This window comes from Nocardioides sp. zg-1230, assembly GCF_013155335.1.
Lineage (GTDB): Bacteria > Actinomycetota > Actinomycetes > Propionibacteriales > Nocardioidaceae > Nocardioides.
Map to the genome: position 1 here is coordinate 618,189 of NZ_JABJQZ010000004.1, position 18,081 is coordinate 636,269.

19 protein-coding genes are annotated in these 18,081 nt (G+C 73.1%); 11 read left to right on the top strand and 8 right to left on the bottom strand.

Features of this window, described 5'->3' with window-relative positions; all coding sequences use genetic code 11:
- The first annotated feature begins 12 nt into the window (after positions 1 to 12).
- The 3 genes from efp to HOO61_RS14900 all read left to right on the top strand — a co-directional run bounded on the left by efp (position 13) and on the right by HOO61_RS14900 (position 1,914).
- The gene (efp, locus tag HOO61_RS14890) at positions 13 to 576 is read left to right on the top strand and encodes an elongation factor P (RefSeq protein ID WP_172259690.1); all 564 of its coding nucleotides are present in this window, start codon (positions 13 to 15) and stop codon (positions 574 to 576) included.
- Between the two features lie 6 nt (positions 577 to 582).
- Positions 583 to 993, top strand: coding sequence for a transcription antitermination factor NusB (gene nusB, locus HOO61_RS14895; protein ID WP_172259692.1), 411 nt, complete (start codon positions 583 to 585; stop codon positions 991 to 993).
- 111 nt (positions 994 to 1,104) lie between these two features.
- On the top strand, positions 1,105 to 1,914 hold the full coding sequence (locus HOO61_RS14900) for a DUF1206 domain-containing protein (RefSeq protein ID WP_172259694.1): 810 nt from the start codon (positions 1,105 to 1,107) through the stop codon (positions 1,912 to 1,914).
- On the opposite strand, the gene HOO61_RS14905 is transcribed toward HOO61_RS14900, so the two are convergent.
- Entirely contained in the window at positions 1,911 to 2,627 is a 717-nt protein-coding gene (locus tag HOO61_RS14905; RefSeq protein WP_172259696.1) for a TetR/AcrR family transcriptional regulator, read from the bottom strand. The genes HOO61_RS14900 and HOO61_RS14905 overlap by 4 nt on opposite strands.
- A gap of 52 nt (positions 2,628 to 2,679) precedes the next feature.
- Between HOO61_RS14905 and HOO61_RS14910 the strand changes: the two genes are divergently transcribed.
- Positions 2,680 to 3,561 carry a serine protease gene (locus HOO61_RS14910; protein WP_172259698.1) on the top strand — a complete coding sequence of 294 codons (882 nt, stop codon included), beginning with the start codon at positions 2,680 to 2,682 and terminating at the stop codon, positions 3,559 to 3,561.
- A gap of 27 nt (positions 3,562 to 3,588) precedes the next feature.
- Here HOO61_RS14910 and HOO61_RS14915 read toward each other — a convergent pair whose 3' ends face one another.
- On the bottom strand, positions 3,589 to 5,106 hold the full coding sequence (locus HOO61_RS14915) for an ATP-dependent DNA ligase (RefSeq protein WP_172259700.1): 1,518 nt from the start codon (positions 5,104 to 5,106) through the stop codon (positions 3,589 to 3,591).
- A 61-nt stretch (positions 5,107 to 5,167) separates the two neighbouring features.
- On the opposite strand from HOO61_RS14915, the gene HOO61_RS14920 reads away from it, so the two are divergent.
- Together HOO61_RS14920 and HOO61_RS14925 are read left to right on the top strand one after the other, a co-directional pair.
- Positions 5,168 to 5,794: an FMN-binding negative transcriptional regulator gene (locus HOO61_RS14920; RefSeq protein ID WP_172259702.1), complete on the top strand. Its 627-nt coding sequence runs from the start codon at positions 5,168 to 5,170 to the stop codon at positions 5,792 to 5,794.
- Positions 5,791 to 6,402 carry a hypothetical protein gene (locus tag HOO61_RS14925; RefSeq protein WP_216658915.1) on the top strand — a complete coding sequence of 204 codons (612 nt, stop codon included), beginning with the start codon at positions 5,791 to 5,793 and terminating at the stop codon, positions 6,400 to 6,402. Before HOO61_RS14920 ends, HOO61_RS14925 begins: the two co-directional genes overlap by 4 nt.
- 6 nt (positions 6,403 to 6,408) lie before the next feature.
- Here HOO61_RS14925 and HOO61_RS14930 read toward each other — a convergent pair whose 3' ends face one another.
- On the bottom strand, positions 6,409 to 8,133 hold the full coding sequence (locus HOO61_RS14930; protein ID WP_172259704.1) for a lipase family protein: 1,725 nt from the start codon (positions 8,131 to 8,133) through the stop codon (positions 6,409 to 6,411).
- Between the two features lie 22 nt (positions 8,134 to 8,155).
- Entirely contained in the window at positions 8,156 to 9,172 is a 1,017-nt protein-coding gene (locus HOO61_RS24940) for a phosphatase domain-containing protein (protein WP_172259706.1), read from the bottom strand.
- Positions 9,173 to 9,441: 269 nt separating this feature from the next.
- Between HOO61_RS24940 and HOO61_RS14940 the strand changes: the two genes are divergently transcribed.
- Positions 9,442 to 10,248 carry a resuscitation-promoting factor gene (locus tag HOO61_RS14940; protein ID WP_216658916.1) on the top strand — a complete coding sequence of 269 codons (807 nt, stop codon included), beginning with the start codon at positions 9,442 to 9,444 and terminating at the stop codon, positions 10,246 to 10,248.
- 85 nt (positions 10,249 to 10,333) lie between these two features.
- On the opposite strand, the gene HOO61_RS14945 is transcribed toward HOO61_RS14940, so the two are convergent.
- Complete coding sequence (locus HOO61_RS14945; RefSeq protein ID WP_253942396.1) at positions 10,334 to 11,200, bottom strand: tryptophan 2,3-dioxygenase; 867 nt, start codon at positions 11,198 to 11,200, stop codon at positions 10,334 to 10,336.
- Positions 11,201 to 11,241: 41 nt separating this feature from the next.
- Here HOO61_RS14945 and HOO61_RS14950 point away from each other — a divergent pair, with 41 nt between their 5' ends.
- The 3 genes from HOO61_RS14950 (at position 11,242) to HOO61_RS14960 (ending at position 14,839) form a co-directional block, all read left to right on the top strand.
- Complete coding sequence (locus HOO61_RS14950; RefSeq protein ID WP_172259708.1) at positions 11,242 to 12,189, top strand: DNA-3-methyladenine glycosylase; 948 nt, start codon at positions 11,242 to 11,244, stop codon at positions 12,187 to 12,189.
- A 113-nt stretch (positions 12,190 to 12,302) separates the two neighbouring features.
- Entirely contained in the window at positions 12,303 to 13,973 is a 1,671-nt protein-coding gene (locus HOO61_RS14955) for an FAD-dependent oxidoreductase (protein ID WP_172259710.1), read from the top strand.
- Positions 13,970 to 14,839, top strand: coding sequence for a hypothetical protein (locus tag HOO61_RS14960; protein WP_216658917.1), 870 nt, complete (start codon positions 13,970 to 13,972; stop codon positions 14,837 to 14,839). The genes HOO61_RS14955 and HOO61_RS14960 overlap by 4 nt, the downstream gene beginning before the upstream one ends.
- On the opposite strand, the gene HOO61_RS14965 is transcribed toward HOO61_RS14960, so the two are convergent.
- A complete protein-coding gene (locus HOO61_RS14965; protein WP_367650191.1) occupies positions 14,799 to 16,043 on the bottom strand; it encodes a phosphatidylserine/phosphatidylglycerophosphate/cardiolipin synthase family protein in 1,245 nt (414 codons plus the stop codon). The two genes, HOO61_RS14960 and HOO61_RS14965, sit on opposite strands and share 41 nt — an antisense overlap.
- Before the next feature lie 61 nt (positions 16,044 to 16,104).
- On the opposite strand from HOO61_RS14965, the gene HOO61_RS14970 reads away from it, so the two are divergent.
- The gene (locus HOO61_RS14970) at positions 16,105 to 16,689 is read left to right on the top strand and encodes a dihydrofolate reductase family protein (protein ID WP_172259712.1); all 585 of its coding nucleotides are present in this window, start codon (positions 16,105 to 16,107) and stop codon (positions 16,687 to 16,689) included.
- A gap of 25 nt (positions 16,690 to 16,714) precedes the next feature.
- Here HOO61_RS14970 and HOO61_RS14975 read toward each other — a convergent pair whose 3' ends face one another.
- The gene (locus HOO61_RS14975) at positions 16,715 to 17,521 is read right to left on the bottom strand and encodes a hypothetical protein (protein WP_216658918.1); all 807 of its coding nucleotides are present in this window, start codon (positions 17,519 to 17,521) and stop codon (positions 16,715 to 16,717) included.
- Positions 17,522 to 17,562: 41 nt separating this feature from the next.
- Positions 17,563 to 18,075 (bottom strand): hypothetical protein, encoded by a 513-nt coding sequence (locus HOO61_RS14980; RefSeq protein ID WP_172259714.1) that lies wholly within the window; start codon positions 18,073 to 18,075, stop codon positions 17,563 to 17,565.
- Positions 18,076 to 18,081 lie beyond the last annotated feature (6 nt).

Genomic DNA, 18,081 nt, shown 5'->3' on the forward strand with positions numbered 1-18,081 from the left:
GGAAAGACTCACATGGCAACCACCAACGACCTCAAGAACGGCATGGTCCTCAAGATCGAGGGTCAGCTCTGGTCCGTCGTCGAGTTCCAGCACGTGAAGCCCGGCAAGGGCCCGGCCTTCGTCCGCACCAAGCTCCGCAACGTCGAGTCGGGCAAGAACGTCGACAAGACCTTCAACGCCGGCACCAAGGTCGAGACGGCCAACGTCGACAAGCGGACCATGCAGTACCTCTACAACGACGGCTCGTCCTACGTCTTCATGGACACCAGCACCTACGAGCAGCTCGAGGTCACCCCCGAGGTGGTCGGCGACGCGAAGAACTTCATGCTGGAGAACCAGGAGGCCATCGTGGCCACCAACGAGGGTCGCGTGCTCTTCATCGAGCTGCCGGCCTCCGTCGAGCTGCTGATCGCCGAGACCGAGCCGGGCCTGCAGGGCGACCGCTCGACCGGCGGCACCAAGCCCGCCACGCTGGAGACCGGCCACACCATCGCGGTGCCGCTCTTCATCACCACCGGCGAGAAGGTCAAGGTCGACACCCGCGACTCGTCCTACCTCGGCCGCGTCAAGGCCTGACACCAGGTGGCTGCCCGTTCGAAGGCGCGCAAGCGCGCGCTGGACATCCTGTTCGCCTCCGAGCTCCGCTCGGAGGATCCCGTGGTGGCGCTCGAGCGCGCCATCGAGGCCGGCGAGGGTCCGACCAACGACTACACCAGCACGCTGGTGCGCGGCGTGGTCGAGCACCGTGAGCGCATCGACGAGGTGCTGACGACCTACAGCAAGGGCTGGACGCTCGGGCGGATGCCTGCGGTCGACCGCAACGTCCTCCGGATCGGTGTCTTCGAGCTCCTGTGGGGCGACGACGACGTGCCCGACACGGTGGCCGTCAGCGAGGCGCTGCACCTCGTGCAGGACCTCTCCACCGACGACTCGCCGGCCTTCGTCAACGGGCTGCTCGGCTCCGTCCAGCGCGACCGCGCCAGCCTGGTCTGACCAGCTGGTCCGTCACGCGTCCGGGGCCGCCTGTGGGAGCGGTCCGGACCGGCCTCACCCGCAGGGGTCAGCGGGGTCGCGGCAGGCGTCGCGAGGTCCTAGGTTGGCGACATGAACGCCCCCGGCACCACCGCGCAGCAGGCCCACCACAGCGACTGGCTGGACCACGCGATCCGCGTCGGCCTGGTGGCGTACGGCGTCGTGCACCTGCTCGTCGGCTGGCTCGCGCTGCAGCTGGCCTTCGGTGAGAAGGAGGACAGCGCGTCCAACTCCGGCGCGCTCCACTACCTCGCGCAGCAGCCCATGGGCGGCTTCCTGGTGTGGGCGATCGCCGTCGGCATGCTGTTCCTCGTCGTGTGGCGGCTGCTGGAGTTCGGGTTCGGGTTCCGCGACGAGTCCGACGACAAGAAGCGCTGGCGCAAGCGGGCGACGTCGCTGTTCAAGGCGGTGATCTACGGCGCGATCGGGTGGAGCGCGGTGCAGGTTGCGACCGGCTCCGGGGGAGGGGGCGGCACGGACTCCACGACCGCGAAGATCATGGACCTTCCCGGCGGCCAGCTGATCGTCGGAGCCATCGGGCTCGCGATCATCGGCTACGGCATCTCGCTCGTCGTCCGCGGGTGGACCGAGAAGTTCCGCGAGCACCTCGACGCCCAGGGCCAGTCCGGCCAGGACGGCTCGGCCTACGTGCTGATGGGCAAGGTCGGCTACATCGCCAAGGGCGTCGCGATCGCCATCGTGGGCGGTCTCTTCTGCTACGCCGCGATCACGCACGACGCGAAGAAGTCGGGCGGGCTCGACCAGGCGTTGCAGACGGTGCTCGAGCAGCCGTTCGGCCCGGTGCTGCTGACCGCGATCGCGCTCGGCATCGGCGCCTACGGCATCTTCTGCTTCGCGCGCGCCAAGCACCTCTCGCGCTAGCGGGACCGCGTCGCTCTCGCCGGAGCGCCCGCGGCGACGGCGAGGGCGGACGCGACCATGTGGTCGCGCACCTGCTCGACGGTGACCCGGCTGATCCGCGGCACCCCCGGCTCCTCCTCGGACACGAGCATCGCGACCCGGCCGAGCTGCAGGGTGCCGAGCCCGCTGGCGTAGAGCATGTTGGCGAGCAGCCCGGGGTCGTCGACGTGGAAGTCGCCGCTGTCGACGCCGGCGGTGATCGTGTGGGTCAGCACGGACAGGCAGCCGCTGATGGCCTGCCCGAGGCGGTACATCGCGCTCTCGCTGACCTCCTCGAGCAGGTCGCCCCCGGGACGCCGCATGATGGCCTGGGCGCAGTCGACGAACGCCGGGTGGGCCAGGCCGTAGTCGACGAACGCCTCGACGAGGCGCACGAGCTGGTCGCGTGGCTCGCTCGTGGTCGCGGCCGCCTTCTCGAGCGCCAGCCGCAGCTCGTCGAGGTACGGCACCAGCGTGAGGCTGAAGAGCTCCTCCTTGCCGGTGAAGTGGCGGTAGATGATGGCGCGGTTGATGCCCACGGCCCCGGCGATGTCCTCGATCTGGGCGTCGCGGACACCGCGCTCGTCGAAGAGGCGGCGCGTCGCGGAGATGATCTCCGCCTCGCGCAGCCGGCGCCGCGCAGCCGCGGTGCCGCCCCGTCCGGGGCCGGGCGCGGGAATCGGCTCGGTGCTCATGGCGGCCAGTCTAGGTAGGTCGTCGCCCGGCCCCGTGTGGTTCGATGCCGGGATGCCGGTCACCACCCGCCATCGAGCCCCCCGTCGAGCCGCCCGTCGTGCTGCTGTCGTCGCGGTCGCCTCGGTCGTCGTCGCGGTGCTCGGCGCGCTGCTTGCGCCTGTCGGCGCATCGGCCAGTGCATCGGCCGGCCCGGACGCCGGCCGCTTCGCCGGGACCGCCCGGCTGCCCGGCTGCTCCGGCGCCGTCGTGCGGTGGCCGGCCGCCCTCGACACCGACCGGGCGGTCGTGCTGACCAACGGTCACTGCGTCCGCCGACCGTTCCTGGGGGCCCGCGAGGTGCTGGTGGACGACAGGCGCTGGACGCGGGTCGAGCTCCTCGACGGCCTGGGCGAGGTCGCCCTGACGGGCCGCGCGGTGCGCCTGGAGTACGCCACCATGTACCGCACCGACGTCGCCGTCCTGCGGCTGCGCAAGACGTACGCCGACCTCGCCGGCGCCGGCGTCGTACCTCTCGCCCTCGCGACCGAGGGCCCCTCGCGTGGCGACCGGATCAGGATCCCGTCGGCCTACTGGACCGAGCAGCGAGCGTGCGCGACCACCGGCACCGCCCACCGCCTGCACGAGCGGACGTGGGACTGGTGGGACTCGATCCGGCTGCCGGGGAGGGACGGCTGCGCGATCCGCGGTGGCTACTCCGGCTCGCCGATCGTCTCCCGGGAGACCGGGCTCGTGGTCGGGGTCGTCAACACCGGCTACGTCGGCGGTCGGCGGTGCATCGACTCCGCGTGCGAGGAGAACCGGCGTGGACGGGTGGTCATGCGTCGGGGCATGAACTACGGCCAGCAGACCTCCTGGCTGCTGGGCTGCCTGGACGCCGGGCGGACCTTCGACCTCGACGTGCCGGGGTGCCGGCTGGCGCAGCCGCGCCGGTGACGGGGCCGACGGGCGCCGACGGTCGGCTCACGCCGTGACGTGCGAGCGGACCGTGTCGATGGTGTCGGCCTCGTCGGGACCCTTGTCGTCGCGGTAGCGCAGGACCCGGGCGAACCGGAGCGCGACGCCGCCGGGGTAGCGCGTCGAGCGCTGGAGACCGTCGAAGGCGATCTCCACCACCTGCTCGGGACGGACGTGGACGACGTAGCTGTCGCGACGGGTCTCGAGGGAGAGGAAGCGCTCGGTCTGCCAGGCGAGCATCTCGTCGGTCATGCCCTTGAAGGTCTTGCCGAGCATCACGAACCCGGTGTCGGACGACTCGTCGCGAGCGCCGAGGTGGATGTTGGAGAGCCAGCCCTCGCGCCGGCCCGATCCCCACTCGACGGCCAGGACGACGAGGTCGAGGGTGTGTCGCGGCTTGACCTTGACCCACGCCGAGCCGCGACGACCGGCGGCGTAGGGCGCTGACAGGTCCTTGAGGACGACCCCCTCGTGGCCGGCGGCGACAGTCTCGGACGCGAACGCGTCGGCGTCACGGGGGTCGGCGGTGACGAGGCGGCGTACGCGGTGGGGCTCGGGGACCAGCGCGTCGAGCGCGGCGAGGCGCTCGCGGCCGGGGGCGTCGAGCAGGTCGCGGCCGTCGACGTGGAGCAGGTCGAAGAAGTGGGGCGTGACAGCGACGCCGCTGTCCTGGGCGGTGCGGCTGGCGGTGTCCTGGAAGGCCATCGGGCGGCCGTCGTCTGTCAGGGCCAACGCCTCGCCGTCGAGCACGAAGCGCTCGGCCGCGAGCGACCGGGCGACCTCGACGACCTCGGGAAGCCGCCCGGTGATGTCGTCCAGGCTGCGGGTCACCACGAGCACGTCCTCGCCGTCGCGGTGCACCTGGATGCGGATGCCGTCGAGCTTGGCGTCGATGGCGACCTCGGTTGCACCGTCGGGGGACAGGCCCGCCATCGCCGCGGCGACGTCGGGGGCGCTGGAGGCGAGCATCGGCATGATCGGGCGGCCGACCTCGAGCCCGATCGCGGCCAGCGCCTCCTCGCCCGCGAACGCGGCCCCGGCGGCCGCGACCGTCGACCCGGCGAGCATCGCCGCACGGCGTACGGCGGCGAGTGGCACCTCGGCCACCTGGGCCACTGCCTCCTGGGTGACCGCGTCGAGCGCGCCCTGGCGGACGTTGCCGGTGACGATCGCCCGCAGCCACGCCTGCTCGGGCGCGGTCGCCCGGCCGAAGAGGTCGGTGACCGCGTCCTTGCGGGCCAGCTGCGACCCCGCACCCGACAGGCGGGACATGGCCTCGAACGCCTCGTCCACCTCGAGCACGGTCAGCGACGGCTCGTCCGCCGGCGGCGGGAGCTCGCTCACGCCTCGCCAGCCCAGGCCCGTGCGCCGCTGGCGCAGCGCGCCGCCGAGGTAGGACACGACCACCTCGAGCTCCGCGGGCTCGACGCGGCCCAGCAGCTCCGCGAGCGAGGCCACCTTGGCCTTGCGGGAGCGGGTGGCGGCCACGGCGGCGGAGGTGGCGACGACCTCGGCGAGCAGCATGGATCCATCCTGCCGCCCGCCACCGACAGCGGCCGCCACCCGAACGGGCAGGATGGTGCCCATGAGCAGCACCCCGGCGGCCGCCTCCCTCTACGTACCGCGCTTCAACGTGATGGACCCCGACGACGTCCGCCCCTTCGTCGCCGCGGCCGCGACGGCGCAGCTGGTCACGGTCGGCGAGGACGGCGTCCCCGACGCGACGTTCCTGCCGGTGCTGTGGGAGGGCGACCGCCTCGTCGGCCACCTCGCCCGCGCCAACCCGCACTGGCGACGCATCGTCGCCGGCTCGCCGGCGCTCGCGATCGTCACCGGTCCGGACACCTACGTCTCGCCGTCCTGGTACGCCACGAAGGCCGAGCACGGCAGGGTCGTCCCGACGTGGAACTACTCGGTCGTCCACCTCCGCGGTCAGGTCACGGTGCACGACGACGCCGCCCGGATGCGTGACCTCGTCACCCGGCTCACCGACCGCCACGAGCAGCCGCGCGCCGCGCCGTGGGCGGTCCACGACGCACCGGCCGACTACATCGACAAGAACCTCCGCCCCATCGTCGGCGTCGAGGTCGTCGTCACCTCGGTCGAGGCGAAGGCCAAGCTCAGCCAGAACCGCTCCGACGAGGACCGCGCCGGCGTCGCCGCCGGGCTCGCGGAGGACGGTCGCGAGCCGGACGGGCTCGTCGCCCCGTGACACTGGTGCGCGAGCGCTTCACCGGCCGCATCGCCGGCGTCGGCAGCAGCAGCGGCGTACGGCTCGTCGTCGGTCGCTGGGACGGGTCGCCGTGGGGCTCCTTCGCCGACGTGATGGTCGAGGACGCGGCCGGCCATCGCGTCCTGCTCGCGCCGTCGGAGCGGGTGCGGGACTTCGTGGCCGCGACCTACACCTTCGACGAGCACGTCGTCGAGCCGGTCGCGGTCGAGGACACGGCCGACGGGTGGCGGGTGTCGACGCCGTCGCTGTCGCTGCGGCTGGTGGTCGGCGGTCGTACGCCGCTGGGCGCGCTCCTGGGCCTGGTGCCGGACCGCGTGGCGACCGCGCCCGCCTGGTGCTCCGCCGTCGACCCCGTCGCGCGCCTCGCGCTGCGGGGAGTACGCACGCGGGGCACGGCCGGCAACGACCGCCGGGAGTGGTACGGCGCGACATCGGTGGACGCGGTCAGGTCGATCGCCGGGCGGTGGCGCGACGTCGACCTCGGCTCGCTCGCACCGGTCGACCCGCCCTGCCGGTTCGGGTTCTCCAGCACGCTGAGGCGGCCGTCGGTCACGCAGGTGGTGACCACGATCGAGCGGTCGGCCTGACAGCGGCTACGGGCAGCTGTCCGGCGCGGGCTCACCGGTGAGGCGCTGCTCGGTCCACTCCAGCAGGTCGGGGACGTAGGGCGAGTCCGCCGCGACGACACCGACGTGGTCGCGGTCGGGGTAGGTGCGGTAGTCGACGGGACCACCGTCGACGGCGCACCGCTGGTCGGCGTACTCCTGCTGCGCCGACGGGATGACGAGCGGGTCGGTCTCGCCCTGGGCGATGAGCAGCGGCGGCTCGATGGGGTCGGTGGGGATGTTCTCGGCCAGGCGTGCGCCGAGGGCGCCGGTGGTGGGGTCGGTGTCGATGGGCGAGGTGTCCTGGACGAGCGTGGAGAGCACGTTGAGCAGCGCTCCCGGGCCGGACAGGCAACGGGTCGCGATCTCGCGCATCTGGACCTCGGCGGCGCCGCGCACGTAGTCACGGGCCCGCACGTCGTCGTAGGTGCGGGCGTAGCCATCGACGACGTAGGAGGCGAAGATGGCGCCGCCGGGGACCTCGTCGAGGTTGGCGACGAGGCCGGTGAGGTTGCTGGCGGGGGCCGCGGCGGCGACGCCGACGACCCCGGCGTCGGGGGCGTAGTCGTCGGCGAGGGTGCCGGCCCACAGTGCGGCGTGGCCGCCCTGGGAGTGGCCCCAGACGACCGACTGGTCCGAGAGGTCGAGGCCCTCGACCTGGCGGGCGGCGCGGATCGAGTCGAGGACGGCGTGGCCGGCGGGCTCGCCGACGAGGTAGCCGTGCGGACCCTCGGTGCCGAGGCCGACGTAGTCGGTGGCGACGACGGCCCAGCCCTTGTCGATCGTGTCCTCGAGGATGAACAGGGCGCCTGACTCGAACGGCTCGTCCAGCAGCGAGGGTGCGCATCCCTCGGCGACGCCGGTGGTGCCGTGCGCCCACGCCACCAGCGGGACGGGCCCGTCGCCGGCGTCGTCCGGCACGACGACGATCGCGCTCGCCAGGGCGGGCTCGTCGCCGAGCGCGGTGGTCGTGTAGAGGATGCGCCGCGCGGTGGCTCCGTCGGGGACGGCGCGGTCGAATCCCTCGGTACGCAGCAGCTGGCCAGGCTCGGACGGCACTTCCGGCGGTGCGGCGTAGAAGTCGTCCGGCACCGGGGTGCTCCGCGCGACGACGGATCCGACGCCCGCCAGACCGACGGCGAGCACCAGGGCGGCGACGGCCACCACGAAGGAGAGGCTGCGGCGCCACCACGGGTGCGGGCGGTCGTCGGCGGTGTCGCCCACCCGTCCTCTGGCCCCGTGCCACAGCAGCTCCAGGCCGGTCCACAGCAACCGGACGCCGAAGACGACGGCGACGACGATCGACGCGACGTCGGGCCAGCTGACGGCCAGGACGCCCAGGATGATGCCGGCGACACCGCGGACGGCGGCGGTCAGGCGGCCGGGTCCACGCTCGCGCACCGCGTGCACGAGCGCCACGGCCCCGTCGACGACGAGGGACGCGGCCACGACCCACACGACGACGACCACGGCGCTGCCGGGCCACAGGACGACGGCGAGCGCCGCGAGCGCGTACGCGGCGGCGGGCAGCAGGTCGAGGGGCTTGCGTGGCCGCTCGGCAGCCGGGAAGCGGTCCCCGGCCATCACCAGCAGGCCGACGACGACGAGCACCAGGAGCACGGTCAGCGAGGCGAAGGGTCGGAACAGCAGCGAGCACCCGACGAGCGCGGCCAGGGTCCCGACCACGAGGGACCGCACGCGCCAACCGGACACGGGGCCGAGCGTAGCCCCCGCCTCAGAGCAGACCGAGCTCCTGCGCGTGCCGACGTACGGCTTCGGTGTCGGCGGCCAGCACGAAGGGCACGTCGGGCCCCCACGCGTCGGACACCTTCTCCACCCGACCGTCGCCCGGGTCGAGCCGCACCTCGCGGATGTAGACCGCGAGGACCCGGCCGGGGTGCTCGCGCACGATGTCGGCGTAGATCTCGGGGTCGTGCTCCCCGGAGTCGCCGATCAGGACGAAGGACAGGTCCGGGTGGAGGTCGAGGACCTCCCGGATGCGGTCGTGCTTCTGCTCGCGGCCGCGCCAGGTGCCGAGCAGGTCGCGCAGCAGGACCGGCCCGAGCGGGAACCCGCGGTGCCGCAGGAAGCCCACGAGGAACGTGTGCAGGTTCCACGGGCTGGACGAGACGTAGAAGACCGGGTTCACGTCAGCGGCGAGGTCGCGGTAGAGCTCCGCCGCCCCGGGGAACGGCGTACGGGTGAGGGAGGAGCCGGTGAAGGTCTGGAGGATCATGCGGCCCACCCGCTGGACGCCGGTCTGCAGGATCGTGTCGTCGACGTCCGAGACGATGCCGAACCTCGCGTCGGCCGACGGGACACGTACGTCGACGGGTGCGGTGTGGCCGCTGGTCCCGCGGTAGTCCCCGCGGAGCGCGACGGTGCCGCGGGTCCACGGGCTCTCCAGCGCCCCGGGCGCAGGGGGGACGCGCACGAGGAAGTAGCCATCGGCGTCGGTGACCGTCTCGACGGTGGTCGCGCCGACGGTGACGTCGAGGGGGACGCCGGGCAGCTCGTCGGTCAGGAAGTGCCGCATGGTGCGGCGCGCGGCCGCCCTGATCCCCTCGTCCTCGACGGCCTCGGTCGCCATGGGGTTGTCCAGCACCCGACCCCGTACGACGGCGCCGCCGGGCCCGCCGTGACCGATGTAGGGCTCGATCCGGAAGTGCTCGGGCGTCCCCGATCCACGACGTCGCAGGCGGGCACCGTCCCATGCGCGCTCCAGCGCGACGACCAACCGATGGAGGTTCACGGGGCCACCGTAGGCGGGCGCCGATCGGCGACGACGGGCGGGTGAACTCGCTCACACCGCCTCGCGAGGAGCGCGCCGGGGATCGCGCTCGCGATTCGACATGCCCCCACGATCGTGTTCTGGTGGTAGGGCCGTAGGCAGTGCTCCCCGTCGTGGACGGGGCACCTCCCATCGCGAGGTGATGCGCGCCGCGGCCTCGACGCCCGACTCGACGGTGTCGCGTCCGAGCGCCCCGGAGGCGCCCACAACCCCCGTGAGGTCCGAAGCACGTGCGTGCCACCACCACACCTGCCCTGTCCACCCGCCTGCGAGGCGCCGCCGCCGGCACCGCCGCCGCCGCACTCGCCCTGACCCTCGTGCCCGGCAGCGCTGCCGCCGAGGAGCCGCGCGAGGCCGTCGCCGTACGCCTCAAGGTCGCGGACCAGCCGCCCGTCGAGGTCGCGACCGTCCCGCGCGCGTGGCCCGGTGAGCTCCTCGAGTCGCACGGCGTCGCCGTCGACGGCAACGACCTGGTCGACGTCGTCCGCGACGGCCGTGAGGTGTCGGGCAAGCGCAAGCGCCTGCGCCAGGGTGACGTCGTCCGCCTGACCGACGTCGTCAAGGAGCGCACGACCAAGCGCCAGCGCGTCCGTGCCGGCACGGTCGAGGTCCCGACCACCAAGCTCAAGCCCGGCCGACGCAAGGTCGTGCGCGAGGGCCGGCCCGGCGTCCGCAAGGTCGTCGCCGTGAAGACGCTCCACAACGGCGAGCCGGCGAAGTACCGCGTCGTCAAGCGCAAGCTCGTCAAGGATCCGCGCCCGCGCCGGGTGCTCGTGGGCCGCAAGGCGTACGCCGTCACCGGCGCCGACGGCCTCAACTGGGGCGCCCTCGCCAACTGCGAGTCCGGCGGCAACCCGAAGGCGGTCAACCCGGCCGGCTACTACGGGCTCTACCAGTTCGACCTCGGCACCTGGCGCAGCGTCGGCGGCTCCGGCGTCCCGACCGCCGCCTCGGCCGGCGAGCAGACCTACCGCGCCAAGCTGCTCTACAAGCAGCGCGGCCGCTCCCCGTGGCCGAACTGCGGGCGCCTGCTCTGACCTGAGCTGACGTCACTCACGTCCGGGGAACCGTCGGGCCGTCGATCGCGCTGATCGGCGGCCCGATCGTTCCCCACATGAGTTGCTACTGCCCGATGCGCGTGCGCACTTCGTAGAGCTCCGGGAAGAACGTCAGGTCGAGCGCCCGGCGCAGGAAGTCGACACCCGACGACCCACCGGTGCCCGTCTTGTGGCCGATCACGCGCTGCACGACCTGGAGGTGGCGGAAGCGCCACTGCTGGAAGGCGTCCTCGACGTCGACGAGCTCCTCGCACGTCTCGTAGACGCCCCAGTGCTCGGCCGGTGCGGCGTAGACCGTGGCGAAGAGGTCGACGAGCTCGGCGTCGGTGGTGTGCGGCAACGTCTGGTCACGCTTCAGCAGCCGTTGCGGGACGGCGTACCCCTGGCGTGAGAGGTGGGCCAGGAACTCGTCGTAGAGCGACGGCTCGTGCAGCAGCTCGTCGAGAACGGTGCGGGCGGCCTCGTCGTGGGCGAACACCTTCACCATGTCGGCATTCTTGTTGCCGAGCAGGAACTCGACCTCGCGGTACTGGTGGGACTGGAAGCCCGAGCTGGTCGCCAGGAAGGGCCGGATCTCGGCGTACTCCGAGGGCGTCAGCGTCGCGAGCACGGACCACTGGTCGGTGAGGGTGTGCTGGATGTGCTTGACCCGGGCCAGGCGCTTCAGCGCGGGGGAGAGGTCGTCGGCGCGGAGGAGCGCGCGGGCCGAGCGCAGCTCGTGGACCATCAGCTTGAGCCAGAGCTCGCTCGTCTGGTGCTGGACGATGAAGAGCAGCTCGTCGTGCTGCGGCGGGTCCGACAGCGGCTGCTGGGCCGAGAGCAGCACGTCGAGGCGCAGGTAGTCGCCGTAGGACAACGACTGCGAGAAGTCGCGCTGGATGCCTTCCTCGAGGTCACGCTGGTTCGGTGTCCCACCCATTCCCTGGCCCATGGGCTGCAAGGTAGTCGGTCCCCTCGATTACCGTCGCACCCATGGCCACGCCGACCAGCCCTGATGCGAAGGGGCGCACCCGCACCTGGGTGCCTGACTGGCCGTGCGCGCCGGCGCAGGTGCTGCGCCCGCAGCGCCGCGGGGCCGGTGACCCGACCCAGCGCCACGAGGAGTCCGGTCGCGTCTGGCGCGCCATGCGTACGCCGGTGGGGCCGGCGTCGCTGTGCGTGCATGCGCGGCCGTCGGCTGGTGAGGTCGTGGGCCGGGCCTGGGGACCGGGCGCGGAGTGGGCGCTCGACCGGATGCCCGCGCTGCTGGGCGCCGAGGACGACCCGTCGGGCTTCGAGCCGCACCACCACCCCGAGGTCGCGGCCGGTTGGCGCACCCACCGGCACTGGCGCATCGGCCGCACCGGGCTGGTGATGGAGTCGCTGGTGCCCTCGATCCTGGAGCAGAAGGTGACGGGCAAGCAGGCGTTCGGCTCGTTCCGCGAGCTCGTACGACGCCACGGTGAGCCCGCACCCGGTCCTGTCGCGCCGCTGCGGCTGATGTTGCAGCCGACGCCCGCGACGATCGCCGCGATCCCGTCGTGGGAGTGGCTGCGCCTCGGCGTCCAGCCCGCCCAGTCCCGCACGATGGTGACCGCGTGCCGGCTGGCGTCGTCGCTCGAGCGGGTCTCCGGGCTGTCCGGCGAGGAGGCTGACCGGAGGCTCCGCTCGGTCCGCGGGGTCGGCGTGTGGACGAGCGCCGAGGTGCGCCAGCGGGCGCTGGGCGACCCCGACGCGGTGAGCTTCGGCGACTACCACCTCGCCAACTGGGTGGGCTGGGCGCTCGTCGGCCACGACATCACCGACGAGGAGATGGGCGAGCTGCTCGAGCCCTACCGGCCCCACCGCGGCCGGGCCGCCGCGATGGCGATGGCCGGTGGCCAGCACCGCCCGCGCCGCGGCCCGCGGATGAGCGTCCCGACGCACCTGCCCACCCGCTGACCGCCCGCGGACCGCGGCAGCGCGCCCGGTCCAGACCCCCAGAAATGGTGTCGCCGCCCGAGCACGGCCCGGAGTAGCGTCGTGGCCGGTGTGGAGGCTCGAGGGAGGCCGTCATGGGTGACGTCGATCCCGTGCTGCTGCTGGCCACGACCGACGAGGCGTCGCGCGACGTGCTGGGGTCGGAGCTGCGCGGCAGGTACGGAGGCGACTACGAGGTGGTCGTGTGCGCCGAGTACGCCCACGCCCGAGCGGTGCTCGAGGGGTTGCGCCGGTGGGGACGGCAGGTCGCGCTCGTGATCGCCTGCTACGGCCGCGACGACCGCGGCGGGCTGGACTTCCTGCGTCGCGCCTACTCGCTGCACCCCTCGGCCAAGCGGGCCGTCGTCGGGATCTGGGGGGACTTCGCCAACACCGCCGACGTGTTCGCGGCCATCGCCCACGGTCACGCGGAGCTCGTCCTGCTGCGGCCCGAGCGCCGGCGCGACGAGGAGTTCCACGGCACGATCACCGACGCGCTCGACGACTGGCACCTCGCCCAAGGCATCGGCTTCGAGGCGGTGCGGATGATCGGGGAGCAGCGCGACGAGCGCACCCACGCGCTGCGCGACCAGTTCGGCCGCAACCACATCCCCGTCGGCTTCCACCAGGTCGGCACCGAGTCGGCCAACCGGTTGCTCGCCGGCCTCGGACTCACCGACCCGGAGCTCCCGGTGCTCCAGCTCGCCTTCACCGACCCGCCCACGACGCTCGTCGCGCCCACCGACCTCGAGATCGCCGACGCCTTCGGGCTGATGAGCCCCCTGTCGCCGGAGCACGTGTACGACGTCGTCGTGGTCGGCGCGGGACCGAGCGGTCTCGCCGCCGCGGTGTACGCGTCGTCGGAGGGGCTCTCGACGATGGTGGTCGAGCAGTCGGCGGTCGGTGGCCAGGCGGGCACGTCGTCGCTGATCCGCAACTACCCCGGCTTCTCGCGCGGGGTCAGCGGCGCGCACCTGGCGTGGCGCTCGTTCCAGCAGGCGTGGTCCTTCGGCAGCGAGTTCTCCTTCCTCCGCCAGGTCGAGGCGCTCGGCACCGACGGCGACCTGCGTACCGTCTCGATGTCCGACGGCAGCGTCATCCGCACCCGCAGCGTCGTGATCGCCACGGGCGTCGACTACCGCCGTCTCGACGTGCCCGCGCTGGAGGGGCTGGTCGGGCGCGGCGTCTTCTACGGCGCGGCGGTCGCCGAGGCGCCGTCGATGGCCGGGATGGAGGTCTACGTGGTCGGCGGCGGCAACTCGGCCGGCCAGGCTGCGCTGCACCTGGCCCGCTATGCCCGCCACGTGACTCTGCTCGTGCGCGGCGCGTCGCTGGCGGCGAGCATGTCGGACTACCTCATCGCCCAGCTCGACGCGACGCGCAACGTCGGCATCCGCTACGGCACGTCCGTGCTCGACGGCCGGGAGGAGGACGGCTGCCTGGCCGCCCTCACGCTGGGGGAGCAGCACAGCGGTCCCGGCGGAGGTGAGGAGGTGCCGGCGGGCGGCCTCTTCGTGCTGATCGGCTCCGTGCCCCGAACCCAGTGGTTGCCCGACGAGGTCACCCGGGACAAGGCCGGGTTCGTCGTCACGGGGGAGGACGGACGGTTGCCGCTCGAGACCAGCGTGCCGGGCGTCTTCGCCGTCGGCGACGTGCGCGCCGGGTCTATCAAGCGGGTCGCGACGGCGGTCGGGGACGGCGCCAGCGTGATCGCCACGCTGCACGGCTACCTGGCCGAGCACCCGCAGGCGACCGCGACCCCATGAGCCGTCACCACGCCGGGACCGGAGCGCCGGTGACGCGCGGCATGCGGGTGCTGCTGGTCGTCGCGGCGGTGCTCGTCTTCCTCGCGGGACTCCAGCTCACGCTCTTCCCGACCCGCACGGCGGAGTGGTTCTCGTGGACCATCGACGTGCCGATGACGGCGGTGTTCCTGGGCGCGGCCTACTGGTCCAGCGCCGTGCTCGAGGTGGCCGGCGCGCGCTCGCGGACCTGGGGCCGCGCGCGCCTGACCGTCTGGCCGGTCCTCGTGTTCACGGCCCTCACCCTCGTGGTCACCCTGGTGCACCTCGACAAGTTCCACCTCGGCGCCGAGCATCCCGCCAGCGCCCGCGCCGTCGCGTGGGGCTGGCTCGCCATCTACGCCGGGGTGCCCGTGGCCATGGTGGCGGGCCTGGTCCTGCAGCGGCGGGCCACGGGGGCGCCGACGGACGCGGACGCCGTACGACGCCTGCCGTCCGTGCTGCGGTGGCTGCTCGCCGGCCTCGCCGCCCTCCTGCTCGCTTCCGGGGTCGCGCTGCTGCTGGCACCCGAGTGGGCCGCCGGGGCCTGGGCCTGGCCACTGACGCCGCTCACGGGCCGGGCCGTCGGCGCCTGGCTCGTCGGCCTCGGCTGGGCCGCGGCCCACGCCGGCCTCGTCGACGACGCGTCGTCGGTGCGGCCGGTCGGGCTCACCGGGGCGGCGTTCGTCGTCCTCGAGGGGGTGGCGCTGCTGCGCCACGGCGACGCGCTGGACTGGTCGGGCTGGCAGGCGGCGGCGTACGTCGCCGGGCTCGCGTGGATCGCCCTCGTCTCGGGGTGGATCCTGGCGCTCAGAGCAGCGGGCGCAGGGGGGCGAGGAAGCTCTCGGTGAACTTCCGGTTCAGGTCGCGCGCCTCCCACTCCGCGAGCGTGAGCTCGAGGCAGTTGGACTCGTCGGCGGCGAAGACCTCCTCCATCACCGCGGCGAAGGCCGGGTCGATGACTTCGAGGTTGATCTCGTAGTTGCCCTGGAGGCTGAGCCGGTCGATGTTGGCGGTACCGACGGTGGACCAGCTGCCGTCGATGGTGGCCGTCTTGGCGTGCACCATGGCGTCCTTGAACCGCAGGATCCGCGCGCCCGAGGTGAGCAGCTGGCCGTAGTAGCCGCGGGAGATCCAGTCGGCCACGATGTGGTTGGACTTCAGCGGCAGCAGGATGCGTACGTCGACGCCGCGACGGGCGGCCTCGCACAGGACGTCGACGAAGTCCTGGTCGGGCAGGAAGTAGGCGGTCGTGAGCCAGATGTTGCGGCTGGCGCGGGCGATGGCCTCGAGGTACATGCTGCGGATGGGGAAGTTCCACTGCCGTGGGATGTTCTTGTGGACCCGGATCTGCGGGTCCCAGTCGGACGCGGTCTCGACCAGCAGCGGCCGGTCGTTGCGGCGCAGCCGGTGGTGGCGGTTGAGGTTCCAGAAGTCGGCGAACGCCCGCTTGAGGTCCCACACGCCGGGCCCCGTGATCCGCACGTGCGTGTCGCGCCACTCGGTCGCGTAGGCCGAGCCGATGTTGTAGCCACCGAGGAAGGCGACCTCCTCGTCGACGACGAGCATCTTGCGGTGGTTGCGGCCGTAGCGGCGCAGGTCCCAGACGCGGAAGCCGGCCGTGTAGACCGGGTAGCGCAGCACCTTCAAGGACGGGGGGAAGCGCTTGAACGCGGGGGAGACGACCATGTTGGCGAAGCCGTCGTAGATGCAGTGCACGTCGACCCCACGCTCGGCGGCGGCGGCTAGGGCGGTCTTGAACTTCCACCCGATCTCGTCGCCCTTCCAGATGTAGGTCTCGAAGAGGATCTGCTTCTTCGCGCCGTCGATCGCGGCGAGCATGTCGTCGTACAGGTCACGGCCGAAGGTGTACGTCGTGATCTCGCCGTCGCCGACCGGCACCGTGTCCGGCCCGGTCACCGGGAACGGCTTGGGCCGCTTGCCGCGACGCCGGTAGGAGTCGACGAGCGAGAGGGCCACGGCGACCGTGAGCTGGAGACCGACGAGCCCGAGCAGGGTGCGCCGGACGGCGGTCAGCGTGCGGGCGACGGTCACGGGGTCAATCTAGCGACGGACCCCAGTCGGGGTGACGCGGCACGACTGGCAGCATGCGGGCATGCGCCGCCTCGTCTACCTGGTCGCCGTCACGCTCGACGGGTTCATCGCCGGACCCGAGGGTGGTGACCCCACCGGCTCCGACTTCTTCCCCGTGACCCCCGACCTGGTGGAGCACCTGGTGGAGTCCTGGCCCGAGACGCTGCCCGGGCCGGCTCGCGAGGCGATGGGGATCACCGGCCCAGGCGCCCGTCTCGACACCGTCATCGAGGGAAGGGGGTCGTACGACATCGGGCTGGCCGCCGGCCTCACCGACGCCTACCCGCACCTGCGGCACCTGGTCGTCTCCCGGTCGCTCGCCGACCGGACCGACCTGCCGGTCGAGGTCGTCGCAGGCGACCCGGTCGCCCGCGTGCGCGAGCTGAAGGCGGAGGAGGGACTCGACATCTGGCTCGTCGGCGGCGGCATGGTGGCCCACGCCCTGCTGCCCGAGATCGACCGGCTCGTGCTGAAGGTCAACCCGTCGGTGATCGGCGACGGACGGCGTCTCTTCGCCGGGCCGTTCGCCCACGCCCGTTTCGAGCCGGTCGACCAGGTCGACCTGCCTGGCGGGGTGCGCGTGGTGACGCTCGACCGGGTGCGCTGACCGGCGGTCGAGGGCTCGCCGGGGATCAGGCCAGGTCGAGCGCTGCGTAGCGCGCGACGTCGCACGGGGTGTCGGACAGCACCCGGAACAGCACGGCCCGGAGCATGGCCTGCCGCTCGGCCCCGGTGCGCCATGCGTCGAGCGCCGCCGTCGGAGCGCCCAGCCGCAGCACGGCGTCGAGCACGCAGACCGCCTCGGCCCAGAGCGGCGTACGCCAGGCGGGGGACAGGTCGATGACGAACGGCACGCCGCGGGCGTCGAGCAGCACGTTGCCCGCGAGATCCGCGTGGACGAGCTGCTCGCGGCCGAGGTCGGTTCCGTCGAGGCCCGCGACGAGCCGCCTGACGAGGTCGGCGATGCCCGGCTCAGGGCGCTCGGCGGCCGCCGTGACCGCGCTGCCGCCGTCGTACGCCTGCCGGTCGGCCACGCCCCACTGGTCGGTGCGCGCGGCGAGGTCGTCGGGGCGCTCGGGCACGGCGCTCGCGAGGTGGGCGTGCAGCAGGTGGGCGGTGGCACGCAGGGTCGCGAGGTCGCGGCAGGACGTCGTACCGGGCTCGAAGCGGGTGGCCGACCAGCCGTCGACGACGAGTCTCCCGTCACGTGCCGGCACCGGCAGTGCCAGCCGGATCGACCGGGGAGACTGCTCGTCGAGCCGGACGGCGAGCCGCGCCTGCACCGGCGCCAGCCAGGCCTCGGACGCGTCGTGGCCGGGGGAGAGCGCCAGGTCTCCGGCCCGCCACGTCGTGCCGCGGCCGCCCGGGAGGGGCTCGAGCACGCCCTCGGCCACGAACAGGTCGAGCACGCGGTCGGGCGGCTGTGACGGGTGGGGCACCGGACGAGCCTAGGGCCGGCGGGTCCGACGCGCCGCGAGGCTCACGAGGAGCGGGCGGCGATCGCGGCCTGCATCCGTTCGAGCTCGGAGTCCGGGAAGAGCTCGCCCGGCCAGACGAGCGAGACCGGGGAGCCGAGCTGACGGATGTGGACCCATCCGTCGACCCGCTCGACGTGGACCAGCCCGTCGTAGGACAGCTCGTAGCGCGCCAGCGGTCCGCGCAGCTCGACGGTCGACGGGGTGAAGCGGGAGGTCAGCTCGGTGCCCGGGGCGAGACGGGCACCGAACCGTCGCCGGGTCAGGTGGCGTCCGACGAGGGCCCCGATCGCGAGCGCACAGGCAATGAGGACCCCGGCGTAGGCCAGCGCCCAGAGCACGCGGGCCACGGGGTCGAGGCCGTCGTCCAGCGACGTCCACATGAGGACCCCGGTGAGGAGCCACAGCCCGACGAACACCCCGCGGCGTCGGCGCACGTTTCCGCGGGCGAAGCTCCGGGCAGCATCGGCGGCCGAGGTCGCGGAGGCCACCCACCTGTGGGTCACGGCATCTTCCATACGCCC